Source organism: Geodermatophilus sp. SYSU D00691, from assembly GCF_054050275.1.
The window spans coordinates 104,790-121,632 of record NZ_JBJGYZ010000007.1; the positions used below are offsets into that span (position 1 = coordinate 104,790).

The window sequence follows — 16,843 nt, forward strand, 5'->3', positions numbered from 1 at the left end:
CCCGGGAAGCCGGTCGGGCGACAGCGTGCCACCGCCGCCCGGGCACGCGGGCGGGCCGCCGCGACGGGGGCGGTCGCGGCGGCCCGGGCTCCTACGCCGACACCGCGGTCACCGCCTGCCGGATCACGTCGGCGACCACCTTGGGCTGGGAGACCATGATCACGTGCGAGCCGTCGGCCTCCGTGGTCGTCGCCCCTGCGCGCTCCGCCATCCGGCGCACCACGTCGCTGCCGGCGGCCCTGTCCCCCGTCGCCACCACCGCCCAGGAGGGCAGGCTCCGCCACGCCGGCGTCCCGGTCGGCTCGCTGAACCCGAGGGCGGAGATCGGCCGCTGGGTCGCCGCCATGATGCGCGCCTGCCGCTCGGAGACGTCCGCCGCGAAGGCGTCGTGGAACTTCTCGGGGTCGATGGAGAACTCGATCCCGGTGCCGCCGTCCCCACCCGTCGGGTACCGCCACTGCAGGAGCGCGGAGGTCAGGACGCTGTCCTTGGAGCCGGCCTCGATGTCCTGCAGCGCTTCGCCCTCGTCGGGCGCGAAGGCGGCCACGTAGACCAGGCCGACGACGTTGCCGGCGGGCAGCGCGGCGTTGGTGATGACCGCGCCACCGTAGGAGTGGCCGACCGCGAGCACGGGGCCGGGCACCTGGGACAGGGCGCTCGCGACGTACGCCGCGTCGTGGGAGATGCCGCGCAGCGGGTTCGACACCGACGTCACCGGGATGCCGTCGTCCAGCAGCTGGGCGACGACGTCGTTCCAGCCGGCGCTGTCGGCGAACGCGCCGTGGACGAGGGCGACGGTGGGGCGCGAGCCGCCGGCGGACGGTGCCTGGGTCATGGGGTCCTCCTGCTCGGTCTCCCGGCCCCGGCCGGGGGCCGCGTGCCGAGCAGGCTGCCCGCACGACCGCGGCCCGGGCATCGGTCAACTGACCGTCCGCTGCCCGCCGCCGTCCTGCCGTCCGTGGAAGTCGCGGACCGCGACCAGCACCTCGAGCGGGCGCTCCTCGGCCAGGAAGTGGCCGCAGTCGAGCGCGTGGCCGGTCACGTCGTCGGCCCAGTCGCGCCAGACGGCCAGCGTGTCGTACCAGGTCGCGAGCGGGCCGCGGCCGGCCCACAGCACCTGGGTGGGGCAGGTGATCCGCCGCCCCGCGGCGTGGTCGAGGTCGTCCCGCACCCGGTCGCACGTCGCACCGGCGCGGTAGTCCTCGCACATGGCCCGGATCACGGCCGGCTCGCGCGCCCAGCGGGCGTAGTCCGCCACCGCCTCGGCCGGGAACCGCCGGATCGCCCCGCCGAACTCGGCGTCGAAGAAGAAGAACTCCGGGTCGCGCCCGATGAGCCGCTCCGGGACCGGGTGCGGCTGGGCGAGGAACCCCCAGTGCCAGTACCCGAGGGCGAAGCGGTCGTCGGCGCGGTCCCACACCTCCCCGGTCGGGATGATGTCCAGCACCGTCATCCGCCGGACCACCCCGGGCGCGTCGAGGGCCATCCGGTAGGCCACCCGCCCGCCGCGGTCGTGCCCCACGACGTCGAAGCGGTCGAAGCCCAGCAGGCGCATGAGGCCGACGCAGTCCCCGGCCATGGCGCGCTTGCCGTAGCTCTCGTGGCCGCGGACGGGAGCCGGTCGCGAGCTACCCCCGTACCCGCGCAGGTCGGGGGCCACGACGGTGAACTCCCGGGCCAGCGCACCGGCCACCAGTGCCCAGGCGAGATGGGTCTCGGGATAGCCGTGCAGCAGGAGCAGCGGCGGGCCGGAACCCCCGGTCCGCACGCGCAGCGTCACCTCCCCCACCGTCTCGTGCGTCAGCCGCAGGTCGGCGAACTCCGGCGGCAGGGGACGGCTGCCCCCTCCGGTGGGATCGGACACCGCTGCTCACCCCTCCGTGTCGGCCAGGGGCGGAGTGTCCGCGCCGGAGCGCACCCGCGGCGTGAGTCGGCCGACCCGACTCGATGACGTCCGAGGACTGGTCGCCGTCCCCGTCGGCGAGAGACACTCTCACCACCGACGGTCCGGTCAGCGGAGCACGCCCAGCCGAGGGGGACGTCGCGTGGATCGAAGCCTGTCGCCGGGGCCCGGCCGACCGGACCTCGTCGGCCGGGCGGACGAGCTGGCGGTCCTCGAGGACTTCGTCGGGCGGGCGCGCCACCAGGGGGCCGCGCTCCTCGCGACGGGCGGGCCGGGGGTGGGCAAGAGCGCGCTGCTCGACGCCGCGTGCCGGCTGGCCGCCGCCGGCGGCGTGCGCGTCCTGCGCGCCGCGGGTGTGCAGTTCGAGGCCGAGGTGAGCTTCGCCGGTCTCCACCAGCTCCTGCTCCCGCTCCAGGACCGGCTGGCCGACCTGCCGCGGGCGCACGAGGAGGCGCTGGCGAGCGCACTGGGGCTGGAGCGCGAGGCGGCCGACGGGCGCCTGTCGGTGGCCGCCGCGGCGCTCGCCCTGCTCCGGCACACCGCCGGCGGCACACCGGTGCTCGTCGTGGTCGACGACGCGCAGTGGCTCGACAGCGCGAGCGCCCGGGTCCTGGGCTTCGTCGCCCGGCGGGTCGACGGCAGCCGCACCGGGGTGCTCGCCGCGGTGCGGGACGGGACCGACAGCTTCCTCGTGCACGCCGGGCTGCCCCAGCTGCCGGTGGCGCCGCTCGACGAGCAGGCGGCCGACCGGTTGCTCGGCCTCCGGTTCCCGGCCCTGGTGGCCGCCGTGCGCCGGCGGGTCGTCGACGTGGCACGGGGCAACCCGCTGGCCCTCCTGGAGCTCCCGCGGTCGATGACCGAGGACCAGCGCCGGGGCGTCGTGCCCCTCCCGGCGGTGCTGCCGTTCAGCGACCAGCTGCACTCGCTCTTCTCCGCCCGCCTGCGCGCACTTCCCGCCGCCACCCGTCGGGTGCTCCTCCTCGCGTCGCTCGACGGCACGGGAGATCTGCGGCCGCTGCGCGCGGGGGTGCCCGACGACAGCTGGCTGGACGCCCTCGCGCCCGCCGAGCAGGAGCGGCTGCTCACCGTCGACGTGCGCACCGGCCGGCTGGCCTTCCGTCACCCGCTGATCGGCGCCGCGGTCGTCGACCTCGCCACGAGCGCCGAGCTCCGGAGGGCGCACGCCGTCCTGGCCGACGTGCTGGCCGACGACCCGGAGCGGCGCGCCTGGCACCTGGCCCACGCCGTCACCGGCCGCGACGAGACCGCGGCGGCGGAGCTGGAGGTGGCGGCGGACCGGGCCCTGCACAAGGGGGACCCCGTCCAGGCCGTCCACTCCCTGCTCCGGGCCGCGGAGCTGAGCCCGAACGGCGTCGACCGGGCCCGGAGGCTCGCGGCGGCCGCCTACATCGGCGCCGACGCCGCCGGACAGCTCCGGAGCGTCCCCGAGCTGCTGGCGCAGGCCCGTCGCGCCGATCCCGGCACGGCCGGATCGCTCCCGGTCACCGTGGCCGCCGCCTACCACCTGCTCAACGGCGAGGGGGACGTCGACACCGCGCACCTGGTGCTCGTGCGGGCGATCGAGGACGCCCTCCGGCAGGGACAGGCCGGGCCGGCCGTGGAGGAGGCCCTGCACGGGCTGATGCTGGTCTGCCACTTCAGCGCCCGGGAAGAGGCGTGGCGTCCCCTCGAGGCGGCGATGCGCCGGCTGCCCGCCGTCCCTCCCCTGCTGACCGTCTCGGACAGCGTCTACGCCGACCCGGCGGGACGGGTGTCCGCGGTGGAGCTCGAGGCCCTGGACCGGCTCATCGCCACGCTGGACGGCGAGGTGGACCCGACCCGCATCGTCCGCGTGGCCATCGCCGCCTTCTACGTCGACCGGCTGCACGCCTGCCGTCCGGCGCTCTGGCGCGTCGTCCACGACGGGCGCGCCGGCGGGGCGGCCACCTCCGCCGTCCAGGCGCTGATGATGCTGTGCCACGACGACTTCCGCGCCGGACGCTGGGAGGAGGCCGCCCGGGCGGCCCAGGAGGGGATCGAGTGGGGCGAGCGGCTCGGCTACCGGCTCATCTCCATGCCGGGGGTCTACTGCCAGGCCATGCTCGCCGCGGCCCGTGGCGAGGAGGCGGCCACCCGGTCGTCGACCGACGACCTGCTCAGCTGGGCCGCGCCGCGCGGTGCGGTGATGATCGAGCACTTCGCGCACCGGGCGCGCGCCCTCGCCGCGCTCGGCCGGGGCGACCACGAGGAGGCCTACCGCCACACCACGGCCATCAGCCCGCCGGGGCGGCTGGCGCCGCACGTCCCGGCCGCCATGTGGGTGGCCAAGGACCTGGTCGAGGCCGCGGTCCGCACCGGCCGGCACGCCGAGGCCGCGGCGCACGCCGCCGCGATGCAGCGCGCGGAGATCTTCCGGCTGCGGCCCCGGCTCGCCCTGCTGGCGGCCGGCGCCGCCGCGCTGGTCGCCACGGGCGACGACGCCGCCGCCCGCTACCGGGAGGCCCTCGCCGTCCCGGGAGCGGAGCGGTACCCCTTCGAGCGCGCCCGGGTGCAGCTGGCCTACGGCGAGCACCTCCGCCGCACCCGCGCGACCTCGGCCGCCCGGCGGGAACTGGCGTCGGCCCTGGAGGTCTTCCAGCGGCTCGGCGCCCGGCCCTGGGCCGGTCACGCCGCGCACGAGCTCCGCGCCGGCGGCCGGGCGGCGCCGCGGCCGCCGCACGAGCGGGGCGGTCCCGCGACGCTGACGCCCCAGGAGCACGAGATCGCCTCGCTCGCCGCCTCCGGCCTGTCGAACAAGGAGATCGGCAGCCGTCTCTACCTGTCCCCGCGGACGGTCTCCGGGCACCTCTACCGGGTGTTCCCCAAGCTCGGGGTCTCGACCCGCGCGGCCCTCCGCGACGCACTCGCCGGTGCACCGCGGCCTCCGACCGAGCCGGTCAGGCCGACGACACCGGCGCCGGGACGGTGAGCAGCTCGGCACCGCGCAGGTCCACCAGCAGCTGCCCGTCCCGGGACGCGAACCGCATCACGACCCCGGAGCAGCCGGGGCAGCGCAGCACCATGCCGGGGGCGTCGGCGTAGAGGAGGTGCGAGCCGAGCACCGACGTCGTCCCGCAGCCGGCGCAGCGGGACCGGGCGGTGGTCATGTCGACCGCGAAGAGCTCGGCCAGCGCGCCGCCGGCGGCGTTGCCGTCGAGACGGCGGGCGCTGGTGGTGTCGGCAGCCATGTCGGTCATCACGCGTCTCCAGCGTTTCCGAAGCGTTCGATCCGGATCGAGCGGGGTTCGTGCCCGAGGTCGACCAGCGTCGTGGCCACGGCCTCGGCGAACGTCGTCGGCCCGCAGACGAAGACCCGCGGGCGGTCGGCCGGCGCCAGGGCGCGGCGGCGCAGCATCGCGGCGTCGATCCGCCCGGTCTCCCCCGTCCAGCCGGGAGGCGACTCCCGCGTCAGGGTCACCGTCGTCTCCGGTCCGAGCACCTCGCGGGCCAGGACGTCGGCGGCGGTGCGGGCGGACAGGAGCAGCTGCATCGCCGTGGAGCTCCCCTGCCGGCGGCGGTGGTCGAGCATCGCCGTGAACGGGGAGATGCCGGTGCCGCCGGCGACCAGCTGCACCGGACGCCGCCCCTCGCCGGGGTCGGCCCGGTCGGCGGCGGCCGACCACACGAAGTAGCCCCCGATGGGCCCGCGCAGCTCGATCACGTCGTCGGGCCGCAGCTCCGCCGTCAGGTACCCGGAGACCTCTCCCTCCGGCAGCCGCTCGACCAGCAGGTGCAGCTCGTCGACGTCGGGCGGCGAGGCGATGGAGTAGCTGCGCTGGGCGGAGTAGCCGTCCTCGGCGGTGAGCCGGACGTCGACGTGCTGCCCCGGCAGGTGGCCGGACCAGCCGGGCACGTCGAACACCAGCCGGTGCACCCGGGCCGATTCCGCCCGGTTCTCCAGGACCCTGGCCTCCAGCCAGGTCAGTCGCCGCTGTACCGCTGCTCGCGCCATGGGTCGCCGTAGAGGTGGTAGCCGAAGGTCTCCCAGAAACCGGGGCCGTCGTGGTGGCGCAGGGTCAGCCGCCGCACCCACTTGGCGCTCTTCCAGAAGTAGAGGTGCGGCACGAGCAGCCGGGCCGGACCGCCGTGGTCGGGGGCCAGCGGCTGGCCGTCGAAGGTGTCGACGACCCAGGCCCGGCCGCCGGTGAGGTCCTCCAGCGGCAGGTTCGTGGTGTAGCCGTTGTCGCTCTCCGCGAGCACGTGGGTGGCCGTCGTGGGCAGGTCGCGCAGCAGGGTGTCGACGGCGACGCCCTCCCAGCGGGTGTCGAACTTCGACCACTTCGTCACGCAGTGGATGTCGACGGTGAGCGCCTCCCGGGGCAGTGCCCGGAACTCCTCCCAGTTCCAGCGGCGCACGGTGCCGGACTCGTCGTCGACGCTCAGGTCCCACCGCGACAGGTGCGTGCGCGGGGTGGGCCCGGCCGACAGCACGGGGAACGCGGTGCCGACGTCGTACTGACCAGGGGGGAGGCGGTCGTCGTCCGACCGGGTCCTCCCCCGGCCGAAACCACGGGACAGGACGGGCATGCGGGCTCCTCTCGGGTCGTCAGCGGGGTCCCCAGCGGGGGTCGTCCGGTTCCGGGTCGAGGACCAGGTGGACGGCGGCCTCCTCCGCGCTCGCCCCCGCGCCGTCGATGCCCACGTCGCGGCCGTGGAGCTGCCCCTCGGCCGCGCCCGCGAGCGCCCAGGCCCAGCACAGCCGACCGGTCCGTGAACTGCCCACCTCGTCGTCGAGGAGCTCGCCGTCGGTGTCGGCCGTGTCGCCGAGGCCGTCGCCGGCGGGATCGCCGTCCCGCAGGTCGGGCAGCTCGCGGGCCAGCCGGCCGGCGAGGCCCTCCCCGGCGGTCTCCTCCCGCCAGGTCGTCCCCCAGTCCAGCGCCGCCCACGGGCGCTCCGGCGGCGACCAGCCGGTGTCGAGGACGTCGGCCACGCCCGCGACCGCGTCCAGGGTCTCCGTCGGCTGCAGCAGGCCGGAGGCCTGTTCGGGATCGGCTCCACCCGAGCCCGGGATCGTCATGCCGACGAACCTCACGACCGGGCCCGCCGCCTCGCACCAGGGGAACTCCCTGGCACCGCCCTGGTCCGGGCCCCGACGGCGGAGACGAGTCGGATGACCCATCCCCGGCGCCCCGGGAGGCCTGGCGGCGGCGGCCCGGCGTCCCCTAGCGTCCTCCCCCTCGACGCACCATTGCCGTCGGGCCCTGTCGCCCGGCCGGCTCCCGGGGTCGGATGGGGACGCCGCGTTGCCGGCCCCTGCAGCGCTCGACCAGGACCGCCGAGCACTTCCCCCGACGACCTGAGGCGGTGGAGGACATGTCCGCTCCCGGCACGCGGCCCCGGCTGCTGGGGCGGCGCACCGAGTGCGACCTGCTCAGCGGCCTGGTGGCCGCGGCGAAGGCGGGGCGCAGCCAGGTCCTCGTGCTCCGGGGCGAGGCCGGGATCGGCAAGACCGCCCTGCTCGACTTCCTGCTGGAACGCGCCGCCGGGTGCCGCGTCGCGCGCGCTTCCGGCGTCGAGTCGGAGATGGAACTGGCCTTCGCCGGCCTCCACCAGCTGTGCAGCCCGTACCTGCACCGGCTGGAGGCGCTGCCCGTTCCGCAGCGAGCGGCGCTGTGCACGGCGTTCGGACTGCAGCCGGGTGCGCCCCCGGACCGCTTCCTCGTCGGGCTGGCGGTGCTCACCCTGCTCTCCGAGGTGGCCGAGGAACGACCGCTGGTCTGCGTCGTCGACGACGCCCAGTGGCTGGACCAGGCGTCGGCACAGACCCTGGAGTTCGTCGCCCGGCGGCTGCACGCGGAACCCGTGGCCGTGGTGTTCGCCGTCCGGGGGACCGACGACGACCCCCGACTGGCCGGGCTGCCCGAGCTCGTGGTGCGCGGCCTGGGCAGCAGCGACGCCGCGGCGCTGCTGGACTCGGCGGTGACCGGCACGCTCGACCCACGGGTGCGCGACCGCATCCTGGCCGAGTGCCACGGCAACCCGCTGGCGCTGCTCGAGCTGCCCCGCGGGCTCTCGCCCGCGGAGCTGGACCTCGGTGGCGACACCGGCGGCGGCTCGCTGGTGCACCGCCTCGAACGCGGCTTCATGGTCCAGGTGCAGCCCCTGCCCCGTCCGGCGCGCACGCTCCTGCTCACCGCGGCCGCCGAGCCGGTCGGCGACGTCGCGCTGCTGTGGCGCGCGGCCGGGCGCCTCGGCATCGGCGCCGACGCGGCGGCGGCGGCCGAGGCGGCGGGGCTCGTCGAGCTGCGCGACCGGGTCCGGTTCCGCCACCCGCTCGTCCGGTCGGCGGTCTACCGCTCGGCATCGCGGGCCGAGCGCCGGGAGGTCCACCGTGCGCTGGCCGACGTCACCGACCCCGAGGTGGACCCCGACCGCCGGGCCTGGCACCGCGCGCACGCCGCGGTGGGACCGGACGAAACCGTGGCCGCGGAGCTGGAGCGGTCGGCCGACCGGGCGCTGGGGCACGGCTGGCTGGCGGCGGCCGCCGCCTTCCTCGACGAGGCGGTGGCGCTCACCCCCGAGCCGGCCCGGCGGGCACGGCGCGCGCTCGACGCCGCCCGCGCCAAGGTCACCGCCGGCGCGTTCGACGACGCCTCGGCCCTCCTGGCGACGGCCGAGGTGGGGCCGCTCGGCGAGGACGGACGCGCCCGTGCGCAGCTGCTGCGGGCCCAGTTGTCGTTCGCGGCGAACCGGGGCAACGAAGCGCTGCCCCTGCTGCTCGCCGCCGCCCGTCGTCTGGAACCGCTCGACGCCCAGCTGGCCCGGGACACCTACCTCGACGCGCTGTCCGCCGCCCTGTTCGCCGGGCGGCTGGCGGCCGGCCCCGGCGCCCGGCAGGTGGCCGAGGCGGTGCGCTCCGCGCGCCCCCCGGCCGCCCCCCGCAAGGACGACGAGCTCCTCGAGGGGCTCGCGGTGATGTTCACCGACGGGTTCGGACCGGCGGCGCCGGTGCTGCAGCGGGCGGTGCGCGCGTTCGTCACCGAGGACCTGACGATGGACGAGGGGCTGCGGTTCGCCTGGCTGGCGGCGGCCACGGCGGCCTCGCTGTGGGACGACACCGCCTGGGACGCCCTCACCCGCCGCCACCTCGCCGTCGCGCGGGAGTCCGGCGCTCTCAGCGCGCTCCCGCTGGCGCTGAACACGCGGACCGTCGTCCACCTGTTCACCGGTGACCTCGAGACGGCGACGTCCCTGGTCGAACAGGCCCGGTCGGGGACCGAGGTGACGAGGAGCCGGCTGGTCCCGTACGGCGAGATCGGGCTGCTCGCCGCGCGGGGCGACGCCGATCGCGCCGAACCGCTGCTGCAGTCCTGCCTCGACGACGTGACCGCCCGCGGCGAGGGGGTGGGGATCAACATGGTGCAGTGGGCGCGCGCCCTGCTGTGCAACGGTCTGGGCCGCTACGGCGACGCGCTGCGGGCGGCCCGGGACGCGACCGCGGACCCCCTGGAGCTGGGCCCGCCCCGGTGGGCGCTCGCCGAGCTGGTCGAGGCGGGCGCCCGCGCCGGTGACCTCACCGCGGCGACGGCCGCGCTCGAGCAGCTGTCGGCGCTGACCCGGGCCAGCGGCACCGACTGGGCGCTCGGCGTCGAGGTGAGCCGGCGGGCCCTGCTCACCCCGGGAGCCGCCGCCGAGGAGCTCCACCGCGAGGGCATCGAGCGCCTCGAACGCACGACCGTGCGGGTGGAGCCGGCCCGCGCCCGGCTGCTCTACGGCGAGTGGTTGCGCCGGCAGGGCCGTCGAGCCGAGGCCCGGGCGCAGCTGCGGACCGCCCACGAGGACCTCGCCGCGATGGGCCTGGCCGCGTTCGCCGAGCGGGCGCGCCACGAGCTGCTGGCCACCGGCGAGACGGTGCGCAAGCGCACCGTGGAGACGACCGCGCAGCTCACCGCCCAGGAGGCCCACATCGCCCGGCTGGCCGCGCAGGGGCTGACGAACCCCGAGATCGGGATCGAGCTGTACATCAGCGCGCGGACGGTGGAGTGGCACCTGCGCAAGATCTTCACCAAGCTCGGCGTGAGCACCCGCCGGGAGCTGCGACGCTCGCTCCCCGAGGCCGACCGCGCGGCCACCTGACCTCGCCGACGGCTGGACCCGTCACGTACCGGCCAGGACCTCGCGCGGCCCCCGGAACAGCGACCGCTCGCCGGCCGCCCACGCCTCCCGGAGACCGGGTCGGCTCAGGTCCCAGTCCGGGCGGGTCTGGGCCGTGGCCGCACGCAGGTCGTGCCACAGGTCCTGGACCGAGGGGCGGCCCCAGAACCAGTGGCCGTCGTAGACCGAGTGCACGACCAGCCCCGGTCTGAGGACCAGCGTGTGGGGGATCATCGGGTCGTTCGCGGGGTCGGTGTACTCCCGGATGTCGAGGTCCTTCTGCACGATCCGCCCCGGGTCGGAGAGGAAGGTCCACGACGCGCCCACCGACGCGCGGAACTCCTCCAGCGTGCGCCGGTCGTCGGTCGCGACGGTGACGATCTGCGTGCACGCCACGGCGATCCGGGAGTGGAACGCCGCCAGTTCCAGGTGGTGCTGGCGCTCCTCGGGGCAGAAGTGACCGCGCGCCAGGACCAGGATCATCGGGTCCCGCCCCTGCAGCTCGCCGAGGGTGCGGACCGCACCGGTGTGGTCGGGCAGGGCGTAGTCGGGGAAGACGCCGCCCGGGGTGATGTCGGGACGCACGGGGACCACCTCTCGTCCGCGGGACGGGTCGGTCGTGCCGACGCCGGCCACCGTCGTCCGCCGGCGCCGGCCTCGCACCAGGGACTGCCCCTGGCCGTCCCGGGCGTCCCGCGTCCCTGCGGCCCGCCGCGCGACCAGGCATCGGACCAGGGACTCCCCCTGGGTCGATCGGGGTGGGCGGGCCGCCAGCCTCGTCCCGCCGGACCTGCAGGTGCCGCTCCCCGAGACCAGGAGTGCAGCCGTGGACATGAAGCTCGAGGTCGTCGTCCTGCCCGTGTCCGACGTCGACCGGGCCAAGCAGTTCTACAAGGGGCTGGGGTGGCGCGAGGACGTCGACGTCGTCCGCGGCGACGACGTCCGCGTCGTCCAGGTGACCCCTCCCGGCTCACCGTGCTCCATCCACTTCGGCACGGGCTTCCCGGGGACGGCGCCCGGCTCGGCGCAGGGCCTGTACCTGGCCGTTCCCGACATCGAGGCGGCCCGGGCGGAGCTGACCCGGAACGGCGCGGAGGTCAGCGGGGTCTTCCACGACGCCGAGGGGGGCCTCGGGTTCCCCTGGGACCCCGCCCGGCGGGCACCGGGACCCGACCCGGGACGCCGCAGCTACGCGTCGTACGCGACCTTTCCCGACCCCGACGGCAACGGCTGGGTGCTCCAGGAGCTGACCGGCCGGCTCCCCGGCCGTTGAGCGGCGGGCCCGACGACGACGGAGGGGCACCGATGGACGTTCAGCACCTGGCCCGGCTCCTGCGGGAGGCCGAAGAGCACCACGGGGCGTACGAGGCCGTCGCACCGCCGCACCACTGGTCGGACTGGTACGCCGCCTACATCGTCGCGCGCGAGCAGGGTCGCAGCGAGGAGCAGGCCGTCGCCGACGCCACCGCGCACATGGCGACCGTGCTGCGCTGAGCACCGGGTGGGCGGGGGTGGCGGACGGTCGGCCCGCCACCCCCACCGCAGGGCTCAGCGCAGGGATCGGAAGGCCGCGCGCATCTCCTCGGCGAAGACCTGCGGCTCCTCCCACGCCGGGAAGTGGCCGCCGCGCTCGGCCCGGTGGAAGTAGACCAGGCTGGGGAAGGCACGACGGGCCCACGACTCCGGGGCCCGGAAGAGGTCGTCGTCCGGGCACACCGTGATGGCCACGGGGATCCTGATGGTGTCGGTCCGCTGCCCGGCCGCGCTGATCAGGCTCTGCGCGCGGTTCTCCCAGTAGAGCCTCGCCCCGGAGGCCACGGTGCCGGTCAGCCAGTGCAGCGAGAAGTTGTCCAGCACCTCGTCGACCGTCGGCGTCTGGTCCGGATCCCTGCCGTAGCTCCACCTGCCGAACCCGCCGTGCACGAGCATCCACCCCGCCAGCCCGGCCGGGGAGTCGGTCAGCCCGTAGCCGACCGCCTGCGGTCGTGCGGTCATCATCTGGTAGTACCCCCAGCCCCCGGTGGCGAGGAACGTCCGCACGTCGTCGAACGCGGCCTGCTCCTCCTCGGAGAGGCCGGCCGGGGCCGGCCCGCCGCTGGCGATGGCCGCGGCCGCGTCGGGCGGGAACACCGCCGGGAGGTTGGTGTGGATGCCGACCAGCCCCTCGGGCTCCTGCCGCGCCATGGCCTCGACGACGCCCGCGCCCCAGTCGCCGCCCTGGGCGACGTAGCGGGAGTACCCCAGCCGCGTCATGAGCACGGCGCAGACCCGCCCGATGCGCTCGACGTCCCAGCCGGTCTCGGTCGGTCGTGACGAGAACCCGTAGCCGGGCAGGGACGGGACGACGACGTCGAAGGCGTCCTCCGCCCGGCCACCGAAGGCCGTGGGATCGGTGAGGGGACCGATGACCTTGATCTGCTCGAACACCGAGCCGGGCCAGCCGTGGGCGATGACCAGCGGGAGGGCGTCCTGGTGCCGGGAGCGGACGTGGAAGAAGTGGACGTCGACCCCGTCGACGGTCGTCGTGAACTGCGGCCACGCGTTCAGCTGCGCCTCGCCCCTGCGCCAGTCGTACTCCGTGGCCCAGTACCGGACCAGCTCCTGCATGTCGGCGAGCTGCGCCCCCTGCGACCGGTCGGGGACGGTCTCCGCGTCCGGCCACCGCGTCGCCGCGAGGCGCCTGCGGAGGTCGTCCAGGTCAGCCTGGGGCACCTCCGCCCGGAAGGGGCGGACCGAGGGAGCGGAGGTCCCCCGCGCGGTGCCGAGGTCCGGCCTGGTCGGTGTCGAGGTCATGGTGGTCTCCTCCCTGAGGACGTCGCGGTGGCGAAGGTGGCCTGTCCTCCACGGCCCTCGCCCCCGTCGGAGGCACGGGTTCGCCGCCGGGTCCGCCGGACCGACCCCGGGCCCCGGGGAGCGCACCCGGAGGTTCCACGGGCGCGAGGGACCGCCCGGGCACGCGACGCTGCCGAGGAGGGACGGCGGAGCGGACGGAGGAGGTGGGCCCGTGGACGGCGCGCCGGTGACCGTGGCGGTCGTGGGCAGCCGCATCGAGGCGGAGCTGATCGTCGGGCTGCTCCGGGCCCACGGGCTGAGAGCCGGCGCGGTCACCGACGACGCCGGCGGCCAGGAGCCGCAGCTGCAGCTCGACGGGGTGCGCGTCCTGGTCCCCGCCGCCGACGCGGACGCAGCCCGCCGCCTCCTCGACGACGCGGCCCCGGCCCCGGGGCACGCCAGCCCGCTCGCAGAACGGAGGCGCACATGACCGGCACCCTGGAGACGGCGGTCGGGATCCGCCCCTTCCACGTCGACGTCCCGGAGGAGGCCCTGGTCGACCTCCGCCGGCGGATCGCGGCCACCAACTGGCCCGAGAAGGAGACCGTCGACGACACGTCCCAGGGCGTGCCGCTGGCCGTCATGCAGGCGCTCGCGGAGCACTGGCGGACCGGCTACGACTGGCGCCGGTGCGAGGCGGCCCTCAACGCCCTGCCGCAGTTCGTCACGGAGATCGACGGGCTGGACATCCACTTCGTCCACGCCCGCTCGCCGCACGAGGACGCGCTGCCGCTGGTGGTCAACCACGGCTGGCCCGGCTCGGTCGTCGAGCAGCTGAAGATCGTCGACCGGCTGACCGATCCGACCGCCCACGGCGGCGAGGCGGCCGACGCCTTCCACGTCGTCGTCCCGTCGATGCCCGGGTACGGCTTCTCGGGCAAGCCGACCACCACCGGGTGGGGCCCCGAGCGGATGGGCCGGGCCTGGGCGGAGCTGATGCGGCGGCTCGGCTACGACCGCTACGTGGCCCAGGGCGGCGACTGGGGGGCGTTCGTCGTCGACCAGATGGGGCTGCAGGCGCCCGAGGGGCTGCTGGCGATCCACACCAACATGCCCGCCACCGTGCCGGCCGACGTCGACGCCGCCCTCCAGGCGGGCGGCCCGCTGCCCGCCGGGCTGTCCGAGGAGGAACGGCGCGCCTGCGACCAGCTGGTCCGGACCTACGCCCAGGTCGAGTACGCCAAGTACATGGCGGCCCGCCCGCAGACCCTGTACGGGATCGCCGACTCCCCTGTCGGCCTCGCCGCCTGGCTGCTCGACCACAACGACGCCGACGGCCAGCCGGCCGCCGCGGTCATGGCCGCCCTGGACCGGACGTCGAGCGACACCGGGGAGCTGATCCGCGACGAGGTCCTCGACAACATCACGCTCTACTGGCTCACGGGCACCGGGGTGTCGGCCTCGCGTCTCTACTGGGAGTACCGGGGTGGCTTCTTCAACGCCAAGGGCGTCTCGATCCCGGTCGCCGTCAGCGTGTTCCCGGGCGAGCAGTACGAGGCCCCGCGCAGCTGGACCGAGCAGGCGTACCCGAACCTCATCCACTACGACCGGCTCGACCGGGGCGGTCACTTCGCCGCCTGGGAGCAGCCGCAGCTCTTCGCCGAGCAGCTCCGGGCGGCCTTCCGCTCGGTGCGCTGACGCCTCGGTGCGCTGACGCTCGGTACGCCGAGCCGGCGCCGACCGGCGGCCCCGGGGATCCCCCGGGGCCGCCGGTGCGTCCGGCTCGTGGGGTCAGCCGGTGCGCAGCGGCCGGAAGGCCGCCCGCACCTCCGTCGCGAAGAGCTCCGGTTCCTCCCACGCGGCGAAGTGGCCGCCCCGCTCGACCTCGTTGAAGTAGGTCAGCGTCGGGTAGGACTGGGCGACCCAGCTCCGCGGGGCCCGCCAGATCTCGCCGGGGAAGGTGGTGAACCCGACGGGGACCGTGACCGGCGGCGGGGCCTGACCGGCCGCGGCGGCCGCCGGGGCGTCGGCCCCGTAGCTCTCCCAGTACGACCGGGCCGCCGAGGCCCCGGTGCCGGTCAGCCAGTAGAGCGTGACGTCGTCGAGCACGTTGTCCCGGGTCAGGCGGCCCGAGGGCTGCCCGTCGACGAAGGCGCGCGAGATCTTGTAGTAGGCGTCGGTGTCGTGGTCGATCAGCCACGCGGCCAGCGCCACGGGCGAGTCGAGCAGCGCGTAGCCGATGGTCTGCGGCCGCGTGGCCTGCTCCTGGAAGTAGGCGCTGCCGGTCGTCCGGAACGTGCCGACGGCGGCGGCCGCCGCCCGCTCCTGCCCGGTGTCGGTCGGCTGGCCGCCGGCCAGCGCGGTGACGAGCAGGTTGAGGTGGATGCCGAGCAGCCCCTCCGGTGCCTGGCGGCCCATCGCGTCGGTGACGCCGGCGCCCACGTCGCCACCCTGGGCGACGTAGCGGGAGTAGCCCAGGCGCCGCATGAGCTCCGCCCACGCGCGGCCGGTCCGGGCGACGTCCCAGCCGAGCTCGGTGGGCTCGGCGGAGAAGCCGTACCCGGGCAGCGACGGCAGCACCAGGTGGAAGGCGTCCTCGGCGCGGCCGCCGTGCGCGGTCGGGTCGGTGAGCGGGCCGACGGAGTCGAGCAGCTCGACGACCGAGCCGGGCCAGCCGTGGGTCATGACCAGCGGCAGCGCGTCCTCGTGCCGCGACCGCACGTGGATGAAGTGGACGTCCAGCCCGTCGATCTCGGTCAGGAACTGCGGGACGGCGTTGAGCCGGGCCTCGCACCGCCGCCAGTCGTAGTCGGCCGACCAGTACCGCGCCAGCTCCTGGAGCGTCGCCAGCTGGACCCCCTGCGACCTGTCGTCCACGAGCTCCCGGGTGGGCCAGCGGGTCGCGGCGATCCGGCGGCGCAGCTCGACGAGCTCCTCCTCCGGGACGTGCACCTCGAACGGGCGGACCGCGGTCGGGTCGCCGTCCGGGGCGGTGCGCGGCGCGGGTACGTCGCCGGCCACGGAGCCGGGTGCGGTGGGTCGGGTGGGCACGGACATGGGGAACGCTCCTGGAGGGTGGGTGCGGATCTCAGCCGAAGGTGAAGACGTGGGCCCGGGCGCCGGGCTCGCCGAAGGTGATCTCGAGCGTCCGGTCGCGGACGCCGCCGTGCTGGCGGACGAGCTGGTACATGCGGCCGTGCACGAGCACGCCGTCGCCCTGCTCGTCGACGTCCACGCCGTGCGAAGGGCCCGGGGCCTCGCCGTCGAGGAGCACGCGGAACGGGATCGGCGCCCTCCCCGGGTTGGACAGCACGAGGTGGGCGTCGCGGGCCTCGAACCGGAAGGCGATGCTGCCGCCGGCCTCCTCGAGCACGACGTCCTCCGGCCCGAGGGACCACTCCCCGGCGAGGGCCCAGTGGTTGGGCGGCAGGCGCTCGGGCAGGCGGTAGGGGCGGCCGTCCGGGGAGGCGAGGTGCGAGCTGCGCTCGTAGCCGAGGTAGGTCTCGGGCGTGCGCAGGGAGTCCCAGTCGGCCTGGGCCTCCACGCCCTCGGCCACGACGGGCACGAGCTCCCGGTCGACGCCCAGCAGCCGCTGCAGGAGCCGTTCGGACTCCTCGTAGCGCCCCTCGCCGAAGTGGGAGTCGCGGATCATGCCCTCCCGGTCGACGAAGTACAGGGCCGGCCAGTAGTGGTTGGCGAAGGCGTTCCAGACCCGGTACTCGCTGTCGACGGCGACCGGGTAGTCGATCGCCCGCTCCCGGACCGCCTCGCGGATGAGGTCGAGGTCGCGCTCGAAGGCGAACTCGGGGGTGTGCACGCCGATGACGACCAGCCCGTCGTCGCGGTAGGCCCGCGACCAGGCCCGCACCCAGGGCTCCTGGCGCAGCCAGTTGATGCAGGTCAGCGTCCAGAAGTCGACCAGGACGACCTTGCCGCGCAGGCCGGGCGGGTCGAGCGGCTCGGAGTTCAGCCAGGCGGTCGCCCCGTCGAACGAGGGCATGTGCAGACGCCGGAACAGGGTGGTCATGGGCCGAA

The 16,843-nt window shown here is 75.8% G+C and carries 16 protein-coding genes; 6 read left to right on the forward strand and 10 right to left on the reverse strand.

Translation table 11 applies throughout. From position 1 onward, the window contains the following. Window positions 1-91 precede the first annotated feature (91 nt). On the reverse strand, window positions 92-835 hold the full coding sequence (locus ACI797_RS07345; RefSeq protein WP_456857947.1) for an alpha/beta fold hydrolase: 744 nt from the start codon (window positions 833-835) through the stop codon (window positions 92-94). 84 nt (window positions 836-919) lie between these two features. Further along, window positions 920-1,864 carry an alpha/beta fold hydrolase gene (locus ACI797_RS07350; RefSeq protein WP_456857948.1) on the reverse strand — a complete coding sequence of 315 codons (945 nt, stop codon included), beginning with the start codon at window positions 1,862-1,864 and terminating at the stop codon, window positions 920-922. A gap of 181 nt (window positions 1,865-2,045) precedes the next feature. Here ACI797_RS07350 and ACI797_RS07355 point away from each other — a divergent pair, with 181 nt between their 5' ends. Beyond that, window positions 2,046-4,871 (forward strand): AAA family ATPase, encoded by a 2,826-nt coding sequence (locus ACI797_RS07355; RefSeq protein ID WP_456857949.1) that lies wholly within the window; start codon window positions 2,046-2,048, stop codon window positions 4,869-4,871. Here ACI797_RS07355 and ACI797_RS07360 read toward each other — a convergent pair. Genes ACI797_RS07360 through ACI797_RS07375 form a run of 4 tightly spaced genes read right to left on the reverse strand, consistent with a single transcriptional unit; the run spans window position 4,840 to window position 6,959 of the window. After that, entirely contained in the window at window positions 4,840-5,139 is a 300-nt protein-coding gene (locus ACI797_RS07360) for a DUF6510 family protein (RefSeq protein WP_456542422.1), read from the reverse strand. The genes ACI797_RS07355 and ACI797_RS07360 overlap by 32 nt on opposite strands. After that, window positions 5,139-5,894, reverse strand: coding sequence for an FAD-binding oxidoreductase (locus ACI797_RS07365; RefSeq protein ID WP_456857950.1), 756 nt, complete (start codon window positions 5,892-5,894; stop codon window positions 5,139-5,141). Before ACI797_RS07365 ends, ACI797_RS07360 begins: the two co-directional genes overlap by 1 nt. Beyond that, window positions 5,864-6,469 carry a molybdopterin-dependent oxidoreductase gene (locus ACI797_RS07370; RefSeq protein WP_456857951.1) on the reverse strand — a complete coding sequence of 202 codons (606 nt, stop codon included), beginning with the start codon at window positions 6,467-6,469 and terminating at the stop codon, window positions 5,864-5,866. The genes ACI797_RS07365 and ACI797_RS07370 overlap by 31 nt, the downstream gene beginning before the upstream one ends. A gap of 19 nt (window positions 6,470-6,488) precedes the next feature. Continuing rightward, the gene (locus ACI797_RS07375; RefSeq protein ID WP_456857952.1) at window positions 6,489-6,959 is read right to left on the reverse strand and encodes a DUF5709 domain-containing protein; all 471 of its coding nucleotides are present in this window, start codon (window positions 6,957-6,959) and stop codon (window positions 6,489-6,491) included. Between the two features lie 296 nt (window positions 6,960-7,255). Between ACI797_RS07375 and ACI797_RS07380 the strand changes: the two genes are divergently transcribed. Continuing rightward, window positions 7,256-10,018 (forward strand): ATP-binding protein, encoded by a 2,763-nt coding sequence (locus ACI797_RS07380; protein WP_456857953.1) that lies wholly within the window; start codon window positions 7,256-7,258, stop codon window positions 10,016-10,018. Between the two features lie 21 nt (window positions 10,019-10,039). Here ACI797_RS07380 and ACI797_RS07385 read toward each other — a convergent pair whose 3' ends face one another. Then, window positions 10,040-10,621 (reverse strand): redoxin domain-containing protein, encoded by a 582-nt coding sequence (locus ACI797_RS07385; RefSeq protein WP_456857954.1) that lies wholly within the window; start codon window positions 10,619-10,621, stop codon window positions 10,040-10,042. Window positions 10,622-10,868: 247 nt separating this feature from the next. Here ACI797_RS07385 and ACI797_RS07390 point away from each other — a divergent pair, with 247 nt between their 5' ends. Continuing rightward, entirely contained in the window at window positions 10,869-11,309 is a 441-nt protein-coding gene (locus tag ACI797_RS07390) for a VOC family protein (protein WP_456858025.1), read from the forward strand. Between the two features lie 32 nt (window positions 11,310-11,341). Further along, a complete protein-coding gene (locus tag ACI797_RS07395; protein ID WP_456857955.1) occupies window positions 11,342-11,530 on the forward strand; it encodes a hypothetical protein in 189 nt (62 codons plus the stop codon). Window positions 11,531-11,584: 54 nt separating this feature from the next. Here the strand turns inward: ACI797_RS07395 and ACI797_RS07400 are convergent, their stop codons facing one another. Next, window positions 11,585-12,829 (reverse strand): epoxide hydrolase family protein, encoded by a 1,245-nt coding sequence (locus ACI797_RS07400; RefSeq protein ID WP_456857956.1) that lies wholly within the window; start codon window positions 12,827-12,829, stop codon window positions 11,585-11,587. A 211-nt stretch (window positions 12,830-13,040) separates the two neighbouring features. Between ACI797_RS07400 and ACI797_RS07405 the strand changes: the two genes are divergently transcribed. Both ACI797_RS07405 and ACI797_RS07410 read left to right on the forward strand, forming a co-directional pair. After that, entirely contained in the window at window positions 13,041-13,298 is a 258-nt protein-coding gene (locus ACI797_RS07405) for a putative signal transducing protein (protein ID WP_456857957.1), read from the forward strand. Beyond that, window positions 13,295-14,506 (forward strand): epoxide hydrolase family protein, encoded by a 1,212-nt coding sequence (locus ACI797_RS07410; protein ID WP_456857958.1) that lies wholly within the window; start codon window positions 13,295-13,297, stop codon window positions 14,504-14,506. The genes ACI797_RS07405 and ACI797_RS07410 overlap by 4 nt, the downstream gene beginning before the upstream one ends. A gap of 93 nt (window positions 14,507-14,599) precedes the next feature. Here the strand turns inward: ACI797_RS07410 and ACI797_RS07415 are convergent, their stop codons facing one another. After that, the gene (locus tag ACI797_RS07415; protein ID WP_456857959.1) at window positions 14,600-15,865 is read right to left on the reverse strand and encodes an epoxide hydrolase family protein; all 1,266 of its coding nucleotides are present in this window, start codon (window positions 15,863-15,865) and stop codon (window positions 14,600-14,602) included. Between the two features lie 31 nt (window positions 15,866-15,896). Further along, a complete protein-coding gene (locus ACI797_RS07420) occupies window positions 15,897-16,835 on the reverse strand; it encodes a thioredoxin (RefSeq protein ID WP_456857960.1) in 939 nt (312 codons plus the stop codon). Between the last annotated feature and the right edge of the window lie 8 nt (window positions 16,836-16,843).

What these genes read in the sequence shown, in the direction of transcription:
- ACI797_RS07345 (WP_456857947.1), bottom strand. Translation starts at nt 835, where the DNA reads ATGACCCAGGCACCGTCCGCCGGCGGCTCGCGCCCCACCGTCGCCCTC.
- ACI797_RS07360 (WP_456542422.1), bottom strand. Translation starts at nt 5,139, where the DNA reads ATGACCGACATGGCTGCCGACACCACCAGCGCCCGCCGTCTCGACGGC.
- ACI797_RS07365 (WP_456857950.1), bottom strand. Translation starts at nt 5,894, where the DNA reads ATGGCGCGAGCAGCGGTACAGCGGCGACTGACCTGGCTGGAGGCCAGG.
- ACI797_RS07370 (WP_456857951.1), bottom strand. Translation starts at nt 6,469, where the DNA reads ATGCCCGTCCTGTCCCGTGGTTTCGGCCGGGGGAGGACCCGGTCGGAC.
- ACI797_RS07375 (WP_456857952.1), bottom strand. Translation starts at nt 6,959, where the DNA reads ATGACGATCCCGGGCTCGGGTGGAGCCGATCCCGAACAGGCCTCCGGC.
- ACI797_RS07380 (WP_456857953.1), top strand. Translation starts at nt 7,256, where the DNA reads ATGTCCGCTCCCGGCACGCGGCCCCGGCTGCTGGGGCGGCGCACCGAG.
- ACI797_RS07390 (WP_456858025.1), top strand. Translation starts at nt 10,869, where the DNA reads ATGAAGCTCGAGGTCGTCGTCCTGCCCGTGTCCGACGTCGACCGGGCC.
- ACI797_RS07395 (WP_456857955.1), top strand. Translation starts at nt 11,342, where the DNA reads ATGGACGTTCAGCACCTGGCCCGGCTCCTGCGGGAGGCCGAAGAGCAC.
- ACI797_RS07400 (WP_456857956.1), bottom strand. Translation starts at nt 12,829, where the DNA reads ATGACCTCGACACCGACCAGGCCGGACCTCGGCACCGCGCGGGGGACC.
- ACI797_RS07410 (WP_456857958.1), top strand. Translation starts at nt 13,295, where the DNA reads ATGACCGGCACCCTGGAGACGGCGGTCGGGATCCGCCCCTTCCACGTC.
- ACI797_RS07415 (WP_456857959.1), bottom strand. Translation starts at nt 15,865, where the DNA reads ATGTCCGTGCCCACCCGACCCACCGCACCCGGCTCCGTGGCCGGCGAC.
- ACI797_RS07420 (WP_456857960.1), bottom strand. Translation starts at nt 16,835, where the DNA reads ATGACCACCCTGTTCCGGCGTCTGCACATGCCCTCGTTCGACGGGGCG.